Consider the following 19,415-nt stretch of genomic DNA (forward strand, 5'->3'; position numbering starts at 1 on the left):
TTTTAATGAACTAGCGTGTCGATTTCGATAATTTAAGTTTACGATAGCCTTGGTAAACACTCATAAAAAAGCCGATTACCATGACGATTACACCCAGCCAAACAGCGCCAATTAACGGGAATTCAATGACTTTTAAGGTCAGCGAATCATTTAAGGAATTGCTTTCCTTAACGCCGATTTCCAGCTTACCGTTCTTGTCATTTAACACCTTATTGAATTTAATGACCAGGCCTTGCGCTAGTACCGTATCAGCAATAACATCTGCTTTGTCTTTATTGATCAATACTTTAGGGTTGGCCGGGAACTTAGAGCCATCTCTTGCCACAACGGTCATATCTAGCCCCATCACCATGGAGGAATCATTGCCGGATTTAGTGGCGGCCGATTGAGTTACATTTACTTTGTTTAGGATAATCATCCCGTTTGAGTAAAACGTTGTATCGCCCACAGCCAGTTCAGCTGGCCTGAAGGTGGTGGTATCCATGCCTTCTTTTTGCCAGGAGGATACGTAAGTGTAAATATCTTTATTCCAAAAATGTTTAGAATCCGGGGTCGCTCCATATCCTTCCTGTTGGCGGTTGTTTTTCAGCCAGTAAGGGTGCAAAGTGAATTCTTCCCCATTGGTCTTCCCTTTAAAATGAACCGTAAAAACTCTTTGCTTGTCCCTGGTATTCATTGAATCACCGACAAAGGTGACCATATACCTGCCCATATCAATGGGCACGCCTTTAAACAAAGTAATATTCTCAGCCGGATCTTCATCCTTGGTTTTCTCAAACAAGGTGATGCCGGTTGTATTATGACTTAAAATCAGCTCTTTACTGGAAGAAATTAATACGCCAAACAGCAATAAGCCAAATCCTATATGTGCAACACTGGCACCTGCAGTTTTAATCTTTCCACGCAGCACGGCGAAGATGTAGCTAAAGTTACCTACAATGGCGTAGATCGCAGCAAAGGTCGTCAGATAAAGAGCGACTAGGAAGCCTGCTCCATGGGTATAATAATCAATTTTTATTATCAGACAGAAAATGATTGTCAGGGCCAGCGCGATCAGCGTTGGCACTAACAGCCTTTTGAGGTCTTTTTTGCCTGTTTTTTTGTATTTAAGAAACTGCGTAATAGCCGTCAGCATACCCAACACAAATGCTATAAAGATTTGTATTTTGTTATAGGCAAATTTGGGATCCTCAGGGGGAGCGATCTTGGTGCCGAAAATCTTATTAAATACAGGCATTGAAGTCTGGCCGATAATCAACAAGGCCGACAAGAAAAGTACCAGCGATCCAATAAACATCCAGAATTCTCTGCTATATAATTCTTCTTCTTTTTTAAGCGTCGGCATGCTGCTTTTGTTCTTAAAGAACAAATAGATCGCCGGTAAGAAAAAGACCAGAATAAAAGTAATCAGCTGTGCACTCATGTCTGCTCCGGTAAAAGCATGCACGGATGTATCACCTAATATGCCACTTCTGGTAAGGAAAGTGGAATACAACACAAAGCTAAAAGACAAAATATAGAACAAATAGGTTGTCTTAAGCGAGTACTTGGAGTGATTAAACACCAGATTACAGTGTATCCCTGCCACCATAATCAGCCAAGGTACCATAGAAGCATTTTCTACAGGATCCCAAGCCCAATAGCCACCAAAGTTCAAACTTTCATAGGCCCAGGCCCCACCCATCATAATCCCTAAACTCAGGATACCACCACTGAAGGCTGCCCAGGGAAGGACTGGTTTTGTCCAGCTATGGTCTTTATTCATAAGGCCACTGAAGCAATAGGCAAAAGGAATAGTGGTAGATGCAAATCCCAAGAAGAGAATCGGCGGGTGGATGACCATCCAGTAATTTTGAAGGGTTGCATTCAGTCCCTGGCCATCTTTGAGATATTTGAGGTAGTCCTGTTTAAATAAACCAGTTGCCTGGTCGATAAAAACAGGTGCATTATCTAAAATGCCTTTTTGCCGCATCAGTAAGAAGGGGTCGCTGCCGATTTTAAGTCCGAATACATAAACGCCGATGATCATGGTTGCCAGACAGAACTGGGCAAAACTCACTACTGTCATAACAGGCGCTTCCCATTTTCCTCCTTTGGCAATTATAATGATACCTAACAGGCAATGCCAGAATGTCCAGAGTAAAAAGGAGCCTTCCTGGCCTTCCCAGAGACAGGAGAATATATATTCAGTCTGCAGGGTTTTGTCTGAGTGGCTCCAGGCGTAATAATATTCAAAGAGATTATTGGAAAGAATATAGTAAAGACAGCCGATGGTGACTACTACAGCCAATGCTTCTATGAAAAAAGCTGTTCTGGCCATACGCAGCCAGCTTTTCTTTTCTTCCAGGATGACAGCCCGGTTAGCTTTAAAAAATGCAAATGTTGCAATAAGAGAGACCACCAGGGAAACAATACTTGCTAAGTGTCCCAATTGGCCGGGTAATAAATGCTCACCTGTATAGGTCATGTCTGGATTGAATAAAACTGTGAATGGAAATGAATCTGCTTAACTTTTCCCTGAAAAGTTATGGAAGTTTACTGCAATGCTATCTGCTGGCACTGAAGTCTTGCTTCATGGCGTTAGGATCATCCTTATATTTGGAGGGGCATTTAAGCAGGATGCCACTTTGTTCCCGGATCTGGAAAATGCCGTCTTTGTCCATTTTACCTTTCAGGACAATACGTTCACTTTTCTCCATATCTGTCGGCTTTTCGTAATAATAGGCTACTGGCATACGATCACCCAAAGTGTCGATTACCTGGAAGGTCATATAATTGGGGTTTTTAACCGGATCATATTTTAAGGTATTTTTATCCAGCTTGGCGATAACCGTCACTGTCTTGCCTTCTTTTGCTCTGGCTGATTTGATGGTCTCATAAGTAGAGAAGTCTCCTAATTGGCTGATCAGTAGTGCGATTACAACTGCGATGACGACCAACACAACGATATTTAATTTCTTCATATCTGAATAGAATTAATAAAATGGTCCCAAACCTTGATTTTCTGGCGCAAAGGTAAGGCAAAAATGTGTTGTATACCTGTAAATGCCCATATACAGCGGCGAATTAACTAATCCTTGAATGAGTGGAGAAATACCTGATTTTCAATACTAAAATGGGGTAACCTGTTGTATTTGATGGACAAATCTTCAGTATAGCCACTAATTAATGCAATGAGTAGAAAATCAGTCAAGTATACTTAAGTTTTGGTGGTTAATTGCCACAAAATGAATTTTTTGTGGATTAAAACGGTGCAATACGCTGATTGTTAAGGCGACTACGACATTATTTTAATAGCCGGAAATCCCCATTTACTATAAGGGCCAAGTTTCTGTTGCTAAAGATAGTTTCTGAAAGATATGACAATCAAATGGCCATTGATAAAGGCTGCATCAAGATCAAATTCTTGGGGCCCGATAAATGATTGGCAATAAAACACGTGATCCGGATTTCTGTGCTGTTAGGTATGTTTTGTTAAACTATTGAGAAAGAATGAGTTTATTCGTTAGCAGGTTTGAAATTAAGGTTGTTGTCAAAAGAGCAAAAGTATAGAGGGCTAAATAATTTTTTGGGATTTATGGTTAATATTTGTCAATTGTACAAATATTGTATATCTTCGAAATTGCGACCGAACCTTAACAGTGATTGTTCTGAAAGGAAAATGGTGGGTGGTTTGATTGACAAAGTGCGGCAGCGGCGCACCTAGTTGGTGCGGCTGAACTTTTTGGAAAAATATATATAGGATTGATTATAGGTTCATGTATGATCAGGCGATGTTTGTAGGGCGGTGCCATACCTCCTTGCAAAAAGGGCTCGTTTAAGATTTATTAATATTTGTCAATTGTACAAATATTTTCTAAATGCATAAAACGGACTGATCACTAGAGCGTTACTTGTTTTGATATAGATATACTGGCTTTAAATTGATTAACACAGGCAATTATTGACAATGAGAAAATACGTATTGATTACTGCATTATTATTAATGGGTGCCACCTTGGGCCTAGAAGCGCTCCATGCGCAATCTACATTCAAATCCTGGGCAAAGACGCCACCGATGGGCTGGAATAGCTGGGATGCATACGGCCCCACAGTGACTGAATCCGATGTGAAAGCGAATGCAGATTATATGGCTAGTCATTTGAAAGCCGCTGGCTGGCAGTATATTGTCGTAGACATTCGCTGGTATGTATCTAATGATAAGGCAGGGGGATACAATCAAAAGGATGCAATTTATAATCTGGACCAGTATGGACGTTATATTCCTGCGGTAAATAGATTCCCTTCTGCTGGAGATGGAAAAGGGTTTAAGCCGTTGGCGGATTATATTCATGCCAGGGGGCTAAAATTTGGGATCCATATTATGCGTGGGGTGCCCACAGAAGCCGTTGCTAGAAAAATGCCTATTAAGGGAACTGCCTATACTGCTGATCAGATCTTTAGTCCAAAAGGCCAATGTGTCTGGCTTAAAGACAATTATACTATTGATAGTACTGCGGCAGGTGCCCAGGCCTATTATAATTCTATATTAGAACTTTATGCCTCCTGGGGCGTGGACTTTATTAAAGTAGATGACTTGTCCCGCCCTTACCATCAGGCAGAAATTGAAATGATCAGAAAGGCCATCGACCGGACAGGAAGGCACATTGTTTTTAGTACTTCTCCTGGAGAAACGCCCATTGCTGACGCAGCTAGTGTGGCTCAAAATGCCAATATGTGGCGTATGGTGGATGATGTCTGGGACACCTGGCCCCATATCACTCATCTGATGAAAGTAGCTGAGCAGTGGTATCCTTATATCCAGCCAGGTAACTGGCCGGATTGTGATATGATTCCACTTGGAAGGATTGCGATAAGAGGAGAAAGGGGGACTGATCGCATGACAAGACTTACTAAAGAGGAACAGTATTCTTTGATGAGTTTCTTTTTAATATTCCGCTCTCCACTTATGTTTGGCGGTGACTTGCCAAGTCTGGACGAATTTACCAGTAGCCTTTTGACCAATAAAGCCGCACTGGCCATGCACCGGGACGGAACCAAAGTCAGGCAGCTTTTTCAAAAAGACGGCCGGCTGGCGGTGACTTCGGTAAATGCCAAAACAGGGGAACATTACCTGGCCTTATTTAATATCTCGGATAGTGCCGATCCTTTAATGGTGACTGTGCCATTTGCTCAACTGGGGCTTAAAACGGCAAATGTAAGCGTAACAAATGTCTGGACCGGTAAAAACGAGGGCCGCAAAAAGGGAGTGATATCGGTCAACCTGGCTGCGCACGCCTGCAAATTATATAGTCTTAAAAAATAAATAAACCGCTATGAGATTGTTGAAACTATTGATAATCAATTGTTTGTTTTTGGGGACTTTGCTATGTAGCGGCACAGTTCTATTCGCTCAGTCAGCCAAAGATGTAACCAGTGCTGGAGATGGCTATTTATTTGCCTATTTTGAGGGCAGAGGCCATGAGCAGGAAGCGCTGCGTTTTGCAGTTAGCCAGGATGCTGTTCACTGGAAAGCCTTAAATAATAATAAGCCAGTGATTGGCTCTGACAGTATCTCTTTGACGGGAGGTATCAGGGACCCACATATTTTAAGAGGAGCCGGTGGCAAGGATTTTTACCTGGTGGCGACCGATATGAATACAGTTAAAAACGGTTGGGGCCATAATCCGGGTATCGTGCTGATGCACTCAAATGATTTATTGAATTGGTCGCATCACGCTATTGATCTGGCGAAGGCTTATCCGGAAAAATTCGGTGATGTAAAGTGGGTATGGGCACCTGAGACGATTTATGACGCTCAGAAGGATAAATACCTGGTTTATTTTACAGTAAGACTCAATAGCAATGAAAAGCTTGATTTTTATGCAGCGTATGCCAATAAAGACTTTTCAGGCTTTGAATCAGCCCCTAAATTATTATTTAGTCCCAAATACGGCGGCATTGATGCAGATATTGTTTTTAAGGGTGGATTGTACCATTTTTTCTTTAAAGGCAATACGAAAAATACAGCGGGCAAAGAGATTAAAAATGGGATCAAACAAGCCACCAGTAACAATCTTTGGGGGCCCTGGAAGGAATTACCAGGTTATGTGGATGCGTTCGCAGATAAGGACACCAGTGTTGAAGGGTCCAGTGTTTTTAAATTGAATCACGCTGACCAGTATGTGCTTATGTATGATCTATACGGCGTGGGTAAGTATGCCTATCAAAAGTCAACGGATCTGGATCATTTTTCGGATACCCCTGCCTATTTTACCAAAGATTTTAACCCCAGACATGGCAGTGTAATCAGCATCAGTAGAGCAGAGGCCAGACGCCTGCAAAGTAAATGGCAAGGTGTGCCAGCAGATCTATTGCGACCAGTAGCCAAAGGAGATCTTTACCATTTTAGCTCCAATGGTAATCCGATCATCACCCATGAGTTTACTGCAGATCCGGCGGCATTGGTGTTGGGCGATACCCTTTGGCTGTTTACTGGCAGGGATGCAGCTGGTGGTCAAAAGGGTTATCATATGCGGGAATGGCTGGCTTTTTCCACCACAGACATGCATCACTGGACCGAGTATCCTATTCCATTAAAATCAGCAGATATTTCCTGGGCTAAAAGTAAGGCCGCATGGGCAGGACAGGTAATACCACGAAATGGTAAATACTACTGGTATTTTTGTACCAATTGGTCGGGCATAGGTGTAGCTGTGGCCGATAGGCCTGAAGGACCCTATAAAGACGCTATTGGTAAACCCCTTTTGACCAATAAAGACTGTTTTGCTTCTTCCCACGGATGGGCTTGTCTGGATCCGACCGTTTTTATTGATGACGACGGACAGGCTTGGCTATTTTGGGGAAATGGAGAGTGTTATTATGCAAAGCTAAAGCAAAATATGACCGAGATTGATGGTCCGGTAAAGCAAGTGACCTTTGACGGCTTTGACTTTACGGAAGCTGCCTGGGTGCATAAATATGAAGGCAAATATTACCTGAGTTATTCAACGGGATTCCCGGAGAAAACGGCTTATGCCATGGCCGATCATATTGAAGGGCCATATACGTATAAGGGCATTATTAATGAACTGGCAGGTAATTGCAATACCAATCACCAGGCAATCGTTGATTTTAAAGACCAGTGGTATTTTATTTACCACAATGGCGGCATGCAGCCAGATGGTGGAAGTTTCAGTCGTTCAGTTTGTTCAGAATTTTTAAATTATAACCCCGATGGTACGATTCAGAAAATCCAGATGACTTCTGCCGGGACAGATCCCGGTTATGTGCCCTTTGATAATAATCATAATCCTGTAATAAAAGGGTTTTATGCAGACCCGGATATTATGTACTCCCATAAAACAAATAAATATTATCTGTATCCCACAAGCGATGGATTTACGGGCTGGAGCGGGACTTATTTTAAAGCCTTCAGTTCAGTTGATTTAAAGGACTGGAAAGATGAAGGGGTTATTTTGGATCTGAAAAAAAATGTCTCCTGGTCCCACACCAATGCCTGGGCACCAACCATTATTGAAAAGAAAAAGGGCAATAGCTATAAATACTATTATTATTTTGTAGCAGGACAGCAGATCGGGGTGGCCAGTTCAGATAATCCGACCGGCCCATTTAAGGATAGTGGTAAACCCTTGATTGAGAAGGAGACTAAAGGAGGACAGGCCATAGATCCGGCTGTTTTCCATGATCCTGTCAGTGGAAAAGATTATCTTTATTGGGGCAATGGCTATCTGAAAGTAGCAGAGTTAAACCCAGATATGGCGTCTTTCAAAAAAGGCACATTGAAAGTCATCACGCCAGATCATAGTTTTAGGGAAGGGGCTTATGTGTTTTACAGAAATAACCGCTATTATTTTATGTGGTCAGAAAATGACACCAGAAGTCCGGATTATCGGGTCAGGTATGGATATGCAGACAGTCCTGATGGTCCTATTACCATTCCAAAACATAACCTGATTCTGCAAAAAAGTCCCGAAAAAGGCATTTATGGGACTGGCCATAATTCAGTAATACAGGTTCCTGGAAAAGATGAGTGGTATATAGTCTATCATAGGTTTCACCGCCCTACCGGTATTCATATGGGGGCGGCGGCTGGCTATCACCGGGAGGTTTGTATAGATAAACTGGAATTTAACCAGGATGGTACTATTAAACCAGTGGTACCTACCTTATAATGATATCCGATAATTATAATCATTGAATAAGCGAATATAACAATAGGCTATAAAGGCGCATGTATGTTCAGAAAGTCAGTTTACATATTATTCTATTTGGGTCTAACGGCAATGCTGTCTTTATGCTTCTGCTGTTCGGTCTATTGTCAGCGCAAAGAAACTACGCCTATAAGTAGTGCGGCCGTTGATACCCTTTCATTTGACAACATAGGGGTAGAAGACGGGCTATCCAATAATGCAGTGACCTGTCTGATGCAGGATCATTATGGGCTGATCTGGATGGGGACTTATGACGGACTAAACCGGTATGACGGGGCAAATTTTGATGTATTCAGAAATAAATTGAGTGACACTTTTTCCCTTATCAATAACCATGTCACTGTTATAAAAGAAGGTAGCCCGGGCAATATCTGGGTTGGAACCCAGATGGGGTTTGCCCGATTTGATTATCAGGATTTTAAATTCCATACTGCTTATTATTTGCCACAAGGTGAAAACCGCTCATTAAAGACAAGGGCGCGGGTCAAAGATTTGCTGGCTGACAGTTTAGGCAATGTATTGGTGGCTACCGAAAATTATGGTCTGCTGTTTAAAGCAGCAGGGCAAAGCGTCTTCAGTCAAATCTTACTATCAGGGAATGCAAGTTTAAATGTCACGGCAATAGCTCCTTATGTGAATGGATCCTATGTAGTCTTCCTTAAGGACAAAGGATTATATCAGTTCGACCCAACCGTCCGTGGATTCAAGGAAATATCTTCAACGCTGCCGGTGGCCACCAGGCTGCTTTATGAACCTAGGATGGGACAATTATTAATAGGCACAGAAGAAGGCTTATTTACCTATAACCTGGGGCAAAAGACGGTAACCGAATATAGTAGGCAGTTAGCTCGTTGCAATATCACCAATTTATTAAAGGATAAAAAAGGTATCTTATGGGTCTCCACGGATGGAAATGGGGTGGCTGTTTTGGCCAATGGTGCTGATCCAAATGGCGGTTTTGGGTTTATAAAACAAGGTCGGGAAAAAAATCAATTAAAAAGTGCAGCCGTTTATAGTGTTTACGAAGATAAAAAGGGCAGGAAATGGGTCGCTACTTTAAGAGGAGGGGTTAGTTTATTACATACGGAGAATGCAGCCTTTAAAACCATCCGTAAAGATGATTTTAATCCCAATTCACTGGCGAGTAATTTTATTCTTTCTTTCTGTGAAGATAAGAACCATAATGTCTGGATCGGTACAGATGGCAGCGGTATTAGTTACTGGAACCCTAAGACAAACCTATTTAAAAATTATCAGCATCATCAGGATGATCCAGGTTCTGTTAGTGGAAATTATATAGTAAGTATTATTCGCGATCACCTAGATAATATATGGGTAGCGTCTTTTAATGGCGGTATTGATAAACTAGCGCCAGGTAGTCATCAGTTTCAGCATTATCCTTGTTTTAATCCTTATAGAAATACCTATGCCAAGAATTTCTGGAAACTTTTTGAGGATAGCCATCACAGGATCTGGTTGGGATCAACGCTCGGAGATGTTCTTTTTCAGTTTAACCGAAAAAAGGATAAGTTTGAGGTATATGATACGACCCTGATTAATATTCATACGATATATGAGGACCGAACGGGGAATATATGGTTGGGCAATTATGATCAGTTGATTAAACTGGATACCATTCATAAGCACCATGAATATGTGCATGTCGGTTATCCCGTCAGAGCCATTTTGGAAGATGATAAAAACAGGTTATGGGTTGGAACTGAAGGGGGAGGACTGATGCTTTACAACCCCAATTCGGAGCACTTTACAAGTTATACGATGGATGATGGTTTTTCCAGTAATTCCATCCTTAATCTGCTCAAAGACAAAAAAGGCCGGATTTGGTGCAGTACCTATAATGGGTTGAGTGTATTTGATCCGGACACGAAAAAAATATTTAATTATCACGCCCATGATGGATTGCAAAGTAACCAGTTCAGTTATAATGCGGCACTTGCACTTAGTAATGGAAGTTTCTTGTTTGGAGGGATCGCCGGATTTAATGAATTTGCACCGGAATCAGTCAATAAAGTCGTCGGCTCTGTAAAAGTTTTGGTAACCGGTTTAAAGTAAATAATGTACCGGTAGAACAAACTGGATTATTACAAAAGGGAGCTTCTCCGGTTGATTTTACTTCCATTACCACACCTTTTAATCAGGCAAATTTTCAAGTGAGGTTTGCGGGATTGAACTATGACGCGCCGGGCAGTGTACAATATGGCTATTTTCTTGAAGGGTGGGATAAAGGTTGGATTAGTATTGGTAATAGCCATAATATTACGTATTCCAGATTAAATGAAGGAGATTATATTTTGCATCTTGCCGTCTTGCAACCGGATGGGAAACCATTGCTTGCTACTGAGCGTACTTTGCAGATCCATGTACTGCCACCCTGGTATAGATCATGGTGGGCTTATTTATTATACCTCATGGCTATTGGCGGTCTGATCTATGCTTATCAAAAATACAGGCAGCGTCGCACAAGGCTTCTTTATGAAATGAAGCTCACCCGTATCAATGCCAATGCGGAGCGAGAGCTCAATGAGCGAAAAATAGCCTTTTTTACCAATATATCGCATGAGTTCAGAACCATGCTGACCTTGATTATTAATCCGATCAAAGAATTAATGGCCCATGCGGATGAAACCAGTCAGCCTGAAACCATTAGAACTGCTTATAAAAACTCCAGACGAATGCTGGGGCTTATTAGTCAGTTATTGCTCTTTAGGAAGGCGGACCGGGAGGAAACGCAATTACATATTTGTAAACTGGATGTTGGAGAACTCTGCCGGGAGGTTTTTGACAGTTTTGCCTATCAGGCAAGGTCTCAAAATATTGATTACCGGTTTGAGGCACCAGAAAATGCGGAAAAGCAAACAAAGGAAGATGTGTCGGATAATGCCCTGTCGGACAATGATCCATCTGATATGATCATTTATGGAGATGCGGAGAAAATTGAGATATTCTTATTTAATCTGATTTCCAATGCATTTAAATACACGGAAAAAGATGGCCACATTCTTTTGAAATTAGCGGCTAGTGAACGAGAAGTAGTGATTCAGCTGGAAGATACCGGTAAAGGGATACCTCCAGAAGAAAAAGAAAAAGTTTTCCAGAAATTTTATCAAAGGCATGATACGACCCAAAGAGCCAAGGCTGGTTTTGGTATCGGCTTGTTTTTGGTAAAAGAATTTGTGACTTTGCACCATGGTGATATAACGCTCAATAGTGAGGTAGGCAAGGGTACATCATTTAAGATTGTTTTACCCAAAGGAAAAGCGCATTTTCAGGGGGTGGATATCTCTGAAATTAAAGAAAAGCATACAGGGCTGGCTGAGGATATAATTGAAAGCACGGACAGCGCGGATGAGCAGGACGCAGTTAGTGAAGATTTTGGACGAGCATCGGGTCACAAAGGCAAAACGAATAGAAACGGTTTTCAGGAAGAGAATAATGAGGAAGCCCCCATTGAACTATTCTCTGACCGAAAGACAATTTTGATTGCTGATGATAATGCTGAAATAAGGGCATTTGTAGGCAGTTTATTTAAAGGTCATGAAGTAATCCTCGCAGAAAATGGCAGCAGGGCTTGGGAGCTCGTTAAAGAAAAGGTGCCTGATTTGGTTGTATTGGATCTGATTATGCCGGAAATGACAGGAGATGTAATCTGTCAGTTAATCAAATCTGATCAAGGGTTAAGTCATATTCCGGTAATTATTCTGACAGGAGAAGAATCAGCGGATATTAAGTTGCGGTGTGTAGAGGTGGGTGCAGATGATTATATTACCAAGCCATTTGAGAAGGAGTTGCTGCTGGCAAGAGTAAGTAATCTGCTAAAGGCAAAAAGCAGCTTGCAGAAGTATTTCTATAATGAGATCACTTTGCAGGATAATCAGCTTAAATTGACCCAGGAAGATAAGGCCTTTCTGGATGGTTGTATTGGAGTAGTGGAAGAGCATCTGGATGATGATCAGTTTAAAGTACAGATATTGGTAGATGAGATGTGTATGAGTCATTCCAGCCTCTATAAGAAAATACATGGACTCACCGGATATTCTGTAGCAGGTTTTGTTCGGTTTGTCCGTCTAAGAAAAGCTGCGGAACTATTTGTAAATACGCATAACAATGTCAATGAGGTTGCTTTTATTGTTGGATTTAGTGATGTAAAGTATTTTAGGTCGCAGTTCCAGAAACTTTTTAATATGACGCCTTCAGCTTATATTAAAAAGTTCAGAAAGCCGTTTGCCGGGACTTATACCAGAAAACGGGTTATAGAATAGTAATATTTAGATTCTGGATACTTGGCTAACAATTGCGGATGTTGGAAAGGGTAAAATTGGTTAAAAGGTCCAAGGGTACCTAATAAAGAATTATTGCACCTAGTATTAAAATTTGGCAGGCACCTGACCTGTTAGCGGAACTATATACGCTTAGATTGAGTTTTATTTAAGTAAATTTTGCATTCCATGAAAATCTAGCATAAAATTTAATTGATACCATTAGTAATTGCCATTTGAAAGCGCTAAAAAATTAAATTGATTAACAGTGATGTAGGTTTGAGATGTTAATAATTATCAAAATACACCCTAAAATAAAACAAAACACCCCCTATTTTAATAATTGTATAATCTACATTTGCTAAAAGTGTGAATATGACAATGCAAATTTTTCCTTGCTTTTCTGACTCAACCGGAGGACGTGTGGAACGATTTGGAATGCTACGATGTAAATTGATAAGCTCATTGGTCTACCGCTCAACTGCATTCATGTCATTGTAACACATAATGATTGAAATTCGGCCACAGGGACGAATTGATGTACAGAACTATTGTCAACATTTTAAAAACCTTACTATGAACAAAAATGTAACGAAGTTATTGTCCTTTGCGGGGCCGACCGGCCTGTGTAGGATATTTTCCAGACTACTCGCTGTTATGTTGCTTGTAACTGTCAGCAGTCAATTAATGGCGCAAAATAGCCATGTGGTACGAGGGGTGGTAACCAATGAGCAAGGTGCGCCCTTAGCTAATGTTTCGGTTCAGATTAAAAACGGCACAATCGGTACGGTAACCAATGAAAATGGTGCATTTAAATTGGAAGCTTCCACTTCAGATAGCCTGGTGTTTTCCTTAATAGGCAATCAGACGCAGACACTGGCCGTTGGAGAAAGGGCTAATTTTAAGGTAACTTTATTAAGCGATGCGGCGGCCATACTAAATGATGTGGTTGTCGTGGGTTATGGTACTCAGAAAAAAAGTGATTTGACTGGTTCGGTATCCATTGTTGACGTAGATAACCTTAAAAAGGTATCTAACAGCAATATGAGTACCATGCTAGAGGGTAGGGTCGCAGGGGTGAATGTAACCTCTGATGGTGAACCTGGGGCGGACCCTACTGTAAGAATCCGTGGCATCGGATCTTTTGGTGATGTCTCGCCATTATATGTGGTGGATGGCGTGCCTGTGGGAACAACCATCAGAGATTTTTCTCCGAGTGACATTGAAAGTATGCAGGTATTGAAAGACGCATCTGCTGCAGCAATCTATGGGTCCAGGGCGGCTAATGGCGTAGTCATCATTACCACCAAACATGGATTAAAAAATTCAAAGTTAAAGGTTAACTATTCAGGGTATGTCGGTATGGATAATGTTCCAAAGACGATTAGCGTACTTGGCACTTCTGATTATCAGAAGATAAATAATATGAGCAGAGTAAATGCAGGCCAGCCACTGTGGAGCGGAAATGACCCAAGCTCAGCTGATTATATCTCTGCTGACTCTTTAAATACGGACTGGCAAGATGCCACTTTTGTAACCGGCATGCGCCAAGATCATGCCCTTGGCTTGTCTGGTGGTGGAGAAAATTCGACTTATAATATTTCTATGGATTATTATAATCAGCAGGGAACCTTTGTTGGTGTGGGCCCAAGTATAATCGATATACACTTCGTATGACCAATACGACGGAACTAGGCATCCTAAAATTTAATCTTTCAGGCGTTTATTCGCATTCTGACCAAAATACGCTGAATACGACCAATCAGGTAGGCAGTTTTTTTGGATCAGAACCGCCTATGGTGCTTCAAATCCTAACAATGATCCCGACTATGCCTGTATACGATGCATCTACGACATCCGGTTATGGTACGTATAATACAACGACACAGGGTGAAATGTATTCTCTTAATATGGTAGGTATGAATAATATGTTACAAAGAAGCACGAATGTTGACCGTATGTTGCTCAGCGGAACAGGGGAGGTTGATTTTGGTAAGCTTTTGTTGCTTAAAAACCAATCACTCAAATACAAATTGAATGTTTCCTGGGATAAGACCTATGCGAAGGATTTTAACTGGGTACCTACTTTTGATTTTACGCCTTTCTATACCAATACCATTGCGAAACTGGATGAAGGTTACAGAAATTACACCACCGCACTGATTGAGAATATTCTGACCTATACCGCCCAGTTTGGTAAACACAATTTGGAAGTGACGGCGGGGCAGACCTACCAAAATGACAATTATAATACGCTTACTGGGCATGCCGAAGGTTTTGCAGAGCCCTATAAAATGGAACTGGCTAATGGAGAGAGCACCGTGAGTTCCAGCTATAGTAGTCAACACTATATATCCTCTCTTTTGGGCAGGATTAATTATAATTATGATGAGAGATACCTATTGTCCGCAACCATTAGAAGGGATGGATCCTCCAGATTTAGTGAGGCAAATCGGTTTGGCTATTTTCCTTCTGTCTCTGTCGGTTGGAAAATCAATAAGGAAAAGTTTTTTAAAGTGGATGAGCACATAATTTCTGAATTAAAATTAAGAGCCAGTTATGGGGTGCTTGGTAATGAAAATATTGGAGAATATGCTTATTTGCAATCAGTCAACCGTAATTATGTCTATAATTTTAATAATGCAGTTGTTTATGGGGTAGTGAGCCTTCGGTTGTGGATGATAATTTAAAATGGGAAAGTAAAAAAATGACCAATATAGGTCTGGATATGACCCTTTTTGATCATCAATTGGATTTTACTGCTGAATATTACAAGTCTAGAAGTTCTGATTTGCTGGTTGGCGTAAATATACCGTTATCAGTGGGCTCACTCAATAGTGCGCCAACGGTAAACGCAGGAACGATGGATAACGCAGGGCTAGAGTTGTCGGCAACCTATCATAATCATAAACATGCGTTTAAATATGATATCTCGGCCAATGGGTCCACCTTATCCAATAAGGTCATTAGTCTTGGCAACAATGGTCAACCTATTTATGGTGCCGGTGCCAGAACACAGGAAGGGCAGGAAGTTGGTCGGCAGTTCGGATATGTTTATGAGGGCATTTTTCAATCTGTAGATGAAGTGAATAATGCGCCCTTTCAGTCGGCTGGAACCGGGCCTGGTGATATAAAATTCAAGGATTTAAATGGAGATAATGTAATTGACGCCTCAGACCGGAGGGATTTGGGAAGCGCATTGCCCCATTTTTCCTATGGGTTAACTTTTATGGCTTCTTACAAGAATTTTGATTTTTCCATTATGGCTAACGGTGTGGGCAAATTCCTGGTAGATGATGCCATTTATCGTTCCCTGATGCATTCTGATGGTGGACTGAACTGGTCATCAGATATATTAAATAGCTGGAGTACAGATAATACAACGACAAATATTCCACGGGTCGTTTATGTAGATGAGAATGGCAATGGGCGCGACTCTGATCGTCCAGGGTGGCTTCAAAATGGCGCTTATACCAAGATTTCTACCATATCCATTGGTTACACGGTTCCAACAAGGAAAATTTTCTCTTCTTTTCGGGCTTATGTTACCTGCCAGAATGTATATACTTTTTCTGACTTGAAAGATTACAATCCTGATTTTGCCGGTGGTGTATGGAATCCTGGCTTTAATTATGCCTCTTATCCAACACCCAGAACTTTTATGGTAGGGCTCAACTTTACATTAAAATAACCTCCTAAATATAAACTTTATGAAACTTTTCAAATATATATCTTTAGCGGTGATGACTGCCGTTATATTTGGGTCTTGTGACAAGAAGTTAGCAGTAACGGATCCCAATGCACAAACCTCTGCAGATTTCTGGAAAACAGAGAGTGATATCGCCGAGGGGGTTGTGGCGACCTATAATTTATTATTAGTAGATGGTACTTTTGCAAGGACGCTACCTGCACTAGTAGATGTACGTGGGGATGATGTGAACTCGCAATCGCCTTGGACTATTTACCCTCTCACTGGTAATTTTACGGTACAAGCCGATTATGCGGGTGGTTATGATGTAGAGTCCTGGATATGGCGCGATTTTTACCAGATGATCGCTAAGGCCAATTTGGTGTTCTATAATGCCCCAAATGTCACTTTCAGTAATGATGATTATAAAAACAGGTTACTAGGGCAAGCTTATTTTCTTAGAGCGTTTGCTTACTATGAACTGGCAGAGAACTACCAAGTGTGTCCGCTGGTACTTTCAAAACCGCTGGATCAAAGTGAATATTTCCCTGCTTCCGCCTCTGAGGATTCCATCTGGACAGCCATAGAATCAGACCTGATTAAGGCGCAATCTATGCTTCCTACCTCCTATGATAATGTAACAGGTGAGGATCAGGGACAAAAAGGCCGCGCCACCTGGGGAGCTGCGACCGGGCTTTTGGGCAAGGTGTACATGATCAGGGGTGATTATGCCAAAGCTGCGGCGGAGTTCAAGAAAATAATCGATGCGAATATTTATAAGCTCGTTGCAAATTATGGGGACAACTTTACCATGACCAATGAGAATAATACAGAATCTATCTTTGAAATTCAATTTGGTGATTTTGGTGTGGATGCGAATTGGGTGGAACCCTCTCTTTCCTCCTGGACACAAGGATCCGCACTGGATTTTCCTTATGGGCTAACGCAATATGGTGCTTGGGGTGATTTTCACCCGACTCAATGGCTGTATAGTGAGTTTAAAAAGGAGCGTTGTAAAGATGGTAAGTTAGATCCCCGTCTTTACTGGACACTGGTCACTTACGAAAAGGAATATGATACGGATGGAGATGGCAGATCCAATACCATATTTGGGGAAAAGCCTTATGAGACCAATAAGTTGGATGCCTCTAATAACAACATCTATATAGCTAAATATACCTATGCCAGAATACCAGGGCACACCATTGAGGGGGACGGGAAAGTTCCGGGCTCAGGTATCAATTACAGGTTTATGCGCTATTCTGAAATTTTGTTACTCTATGCAGAAGCGCTCAATGAAATAAATGGCCCGACAAGTGATGTATATAAGTATATTCAAATGGTAAGAGATAGAGCGGATTTGCCTGATCTTGCCACGACTAAACCGGGACTATCCAAAGAGGAAATGCGCGATCAGATTGCGCATGAAAGAGCGCTTGAGTTTGGGGTGGAGGGAATCCGGTTTTTTGATATCATGCGCTGGAAGTGGTTGTCCAATCCAGATAAATTGTCTTTGCTGAAAAGCCATGACAGTGAATTTAATACTTATGTAACTGGACATGAATATCTGCCGGTGCCTCAGGGAGAGCTGGATACCAATCCTAATCTTTCCAAGAACTCCGCTAATTAATTTTTCTACCAACCGACGGCGGCATCCGTTTACGATTATAAGCGGGTGTCGCTTTATCCTTATTGAAAATTTGAATTTAATAAAGCTACTTATTATGAAACGCACACTAACAATCTTTTTGGCTGCCTTGTTGTTTTACGGCTGCTCAAAGGATGGTGGTGACTCGATTGGAAAGACACCAGCTGAGCCGGATACCACAACGACAACTACTCCAGAAACGGATTTTGATATTAATTCGATTGAAGATACTTACGGGGACGTGGCTTCTTTTGATTATTATACCAAATGGGGATCCTATAATGTGCATGACCCTTCAATTAAGAAATTTGGAGACACTTATTATTGCTATAGTACGGATGTGGCATATGGCACTTCAGTTAGACCCGGCATTCAGATCAGAAAATCCAAGGATCTGGTACAGTGGACATTTGTGGGTTGGGTCTTTAGTGGCCTGCCGAGTTTAGCCTCAAATTATATTAAACAAAAGGGAGGCACACCCAATGATGGTATCTGGGCTCCCTATATTATGAAAGTCGGATCTGAATACAGACTTTATTACGCATTGTCTTCTTCTACGGCAAGGCTTAGTGCTATTGGACTAGCGACAGCCAGCTCGCCCACTGGTCCGTGGACGGAAAAGGGGCTTGTGGTTACTTCCGCTGATGATGCCTCTATTCAAACGAATGCCATTGATCCTACAGTTATTGCCACTGAATCGGGTGAGTACTATATGTATTATGGATCAGCCTGGGATGGTATTTATGTGCTAAAATTAGATCCCGAAACAGGCCTTGCGGCCAGCTCAGGCGATAGAGGGAGCCGAATTGCCAACAGAGGGTTTACTGGTGGTGATTATAATGGCAATATTGAAGCGCCAGAGATTATTTATAATAAGGCACAAAAGAAATATTATCTCTTTATTGCTTATGACTGGTTGGAAACAAAATATAATACGCGGGTTTGCCGGGCGGATAAACCAATAGGGCCTTTTTATGATTTTAATGGAGCAGACGCTAATACCAATATGGATCATGGCCCGATGATTACAGCACCATATAAGTTCACAGGTCATGGAGGCTGGCAAGGGGTATCGCATGTTAGTGTTTTTGATGATGATAACGGTCAGTACTTTATAGCTCATCAAGGCAGACCAAGTGTGGATCCTTATTTTATGGATCTACAGGTGAGGAAATTATTTTGGACGGCGGATGGTTGGCCAGTGGCCTCTCCTGAAAGATATGCATGGGAAAATAATGATGCAGCCACCAAAGGTGATCTTACGGGTGCCTGGGATTTTATTGTTTTGAACTATTCGGTCGTTCCAGGTTATGGCGACAAACAGACCTCTGCTGACCTACAGGTAGCTACTACGCTTAACATAATGTCAGACGGCAGTGTTAAAAATGGTTCCAGAACGGGAACTTGGACCTATAACGCTCCGGTAATGCAAATTAGCTGGAGTGATGGAACGACAGATAAAGTGATGGTTCATAATGGACATGATTGGGAAAAGACAGGTCGACCAGTTACGTATTTGTTTACGGGACTCAATAATGCCGGGACAGCCATTTGGGGTAAAAATTATAAATTTGAGTAACATTTTAAAA

The 19,415-nt window shown here is 41.5% G+C and carries 11 protein-coding genes; 9 read left to right on the plus strand and 2 right to left on the minus strand.

Features of this window, described 5'->3' with window-relative positions:
• Positions 1 to 10 precede the first annotated feature (10 nt).
• A complete protein-coding gene (gene ccsA / locus FSB73_RS10870) occupies positions 11 to 2,467 on the minus strand; it encodes a cytochrome c biogenesis protein CcsA (RefSeq protein WP_146781791.1) in 2,457 nt (818 codons plus the stop codon).
• Between the two features lie 79 nt (positions 2,468 to 2,546).
• Entirely contained in the window at positions 2,547 to 2,963 is a 417-nt protein-coding gene (locus FSB73_RS10875; RefSeq protein WP_146781794.1) for a cytochrome c maturation protein CcmE domain-containing protein, read from the minus strand.
• 986 nt (positions 2,964 to 3,949) lie between these two features.
• Between FSB73_RS10875 and FSB73_RS10880 the strand changes: the two genes are divergently transcribed.
• From FSB73_RS10880 to FSB73_RS10920, 9 genes are all read left to right on the plus strand, one after another.
• Positions 3,950 to 5,305, plus strand: coding sequence for a glycoside hydrolase family 27 protein (locus FSB73_RS10880; protein ID WP_146781797.1), 1,356 nt, complete (start codon positions 3,950 to 3,952; stop codon positions 5,303 to 5,305).
• Between the two features lie 10 nt (positions 5,306 to 5,315).
• Complete coding sequence (locus FSB73_RS10885; RefSeq protein WP_225974699.1) at positions 5,316 to 8,174, plus strand: family 43 glycosylhydrolase; 2,859 nt, start codon at positions 5,316 to 5,318, stop codon at positions 8,172 to 8,174.
• Between the two features lie 63 nt (positions 8,175 to 8,237).
• The gene (locus tag FSB73_RS10890; RefSeq protein ID WP_146781800.1) at positions 8,238 to 10,286 is read left to right on the plus strand and encodes a ligand-binding sensor domain-containing protein; all 2,049 of its coding nucleotides are present in this window, start codon (positions 8,238 to 8,240) and stop codon (positions 10,284 to 10,286) included.
• Between the two features lie 98 nt (positions 10,287 to 10,384).
• A complete protein-coding gene (locus tag FSB73_RS10895; protein ID WP_146781803.1) occupies positions 10,385 to 12,493 on the plus strand; it encodes a hybrid sensor histidine kinase/response regulator transcription factor in 2,109 nt (702 codons plus the stop codon).
• A 573-nt stretch (positions 12,494 to 13,066) separates the two neighbouring features.
• Complete coding sequence (locus FSB73_RS10900; protein ID WP_158639499.1) at positions 13,067 to 14,167, plus strand: TonB-dependent receptor plug domain-containing protein; 1,101 nt, start codon at positions 13,067 to 13,069, stop codon at positions 14,165 to 14,167.
• On the plus strand, positions 14,164 to 15,180 hold the full coding sequence (locus tag FSB73_RS10905; protein WP_146781809.1) for a SusC/RagA family TonB-linked outer membrane protein: 1,017 nt from the start codon (positions 14,164 to 14,166) through the stop codon (positions 15,178 to 15,180). The genes FSB73_RS10900 and FSB73_RS10905 overlap by 4 nt, the downstream gene beginning before the upstream one ends.
• A gap of 17 nt (positions 15,181 to 15,197) precedes the next feature.
• Positions 15,198 to 16,181, plus strand: a complete 984-nt coding sequence (locus FSB73_RS10910) for a SusC/RagA family TonB-linked outer membrane protein (protein ID WP_146781812.1) — start codon at positions 15,198 to 15,200, stop codon at positions 16,179 to 16,181.
• 19 nt (positions 16,182 to 16,200) lie between these two features.
• Positions 16,201 to 17,808: a RagB/SusD family nutrient uptake outer membrane protein gene (locus FSB73_RS10915; RefSeq protein ID WP_146781815.1), complete on the plus strand. Its 1,608-nt coding sequence runs from the start codon at positions 16,201 to 16,203 to the stop codon at positions 17,806 to 17,808.
• A gap of 94 nt (positions 17,809 to 17,902) precedes the next feature.
• Positions 17,903 to 19,405 (plus strand): arabinan endo-1,5-alpha-L-arabinosidase, encoded by a 1,503-nt coding sequence (locus FSB73_RS10920; protein WP_146781818.1) that lies wholly within the window; start codon positions 17,903 to 17,905, stop codon positions 19,403 to 19,405.
• The last annotated feature ends 10 nt before the right edge of the window (positions 19,406 to 19,415 follow it).

It is taken from the genome of Arachidicoccus ginsenosidivorans (assembly GCF_007971385.1).
In the GTDB taxonomy this organism is placed as follows: domain Bacteria; phylum Bacteroidota; class Bacteroidia; order Chitinophagales; family Chitinophagaceae; genus Arachidicoccus; species Arachidicoccus ginsenosidivorans.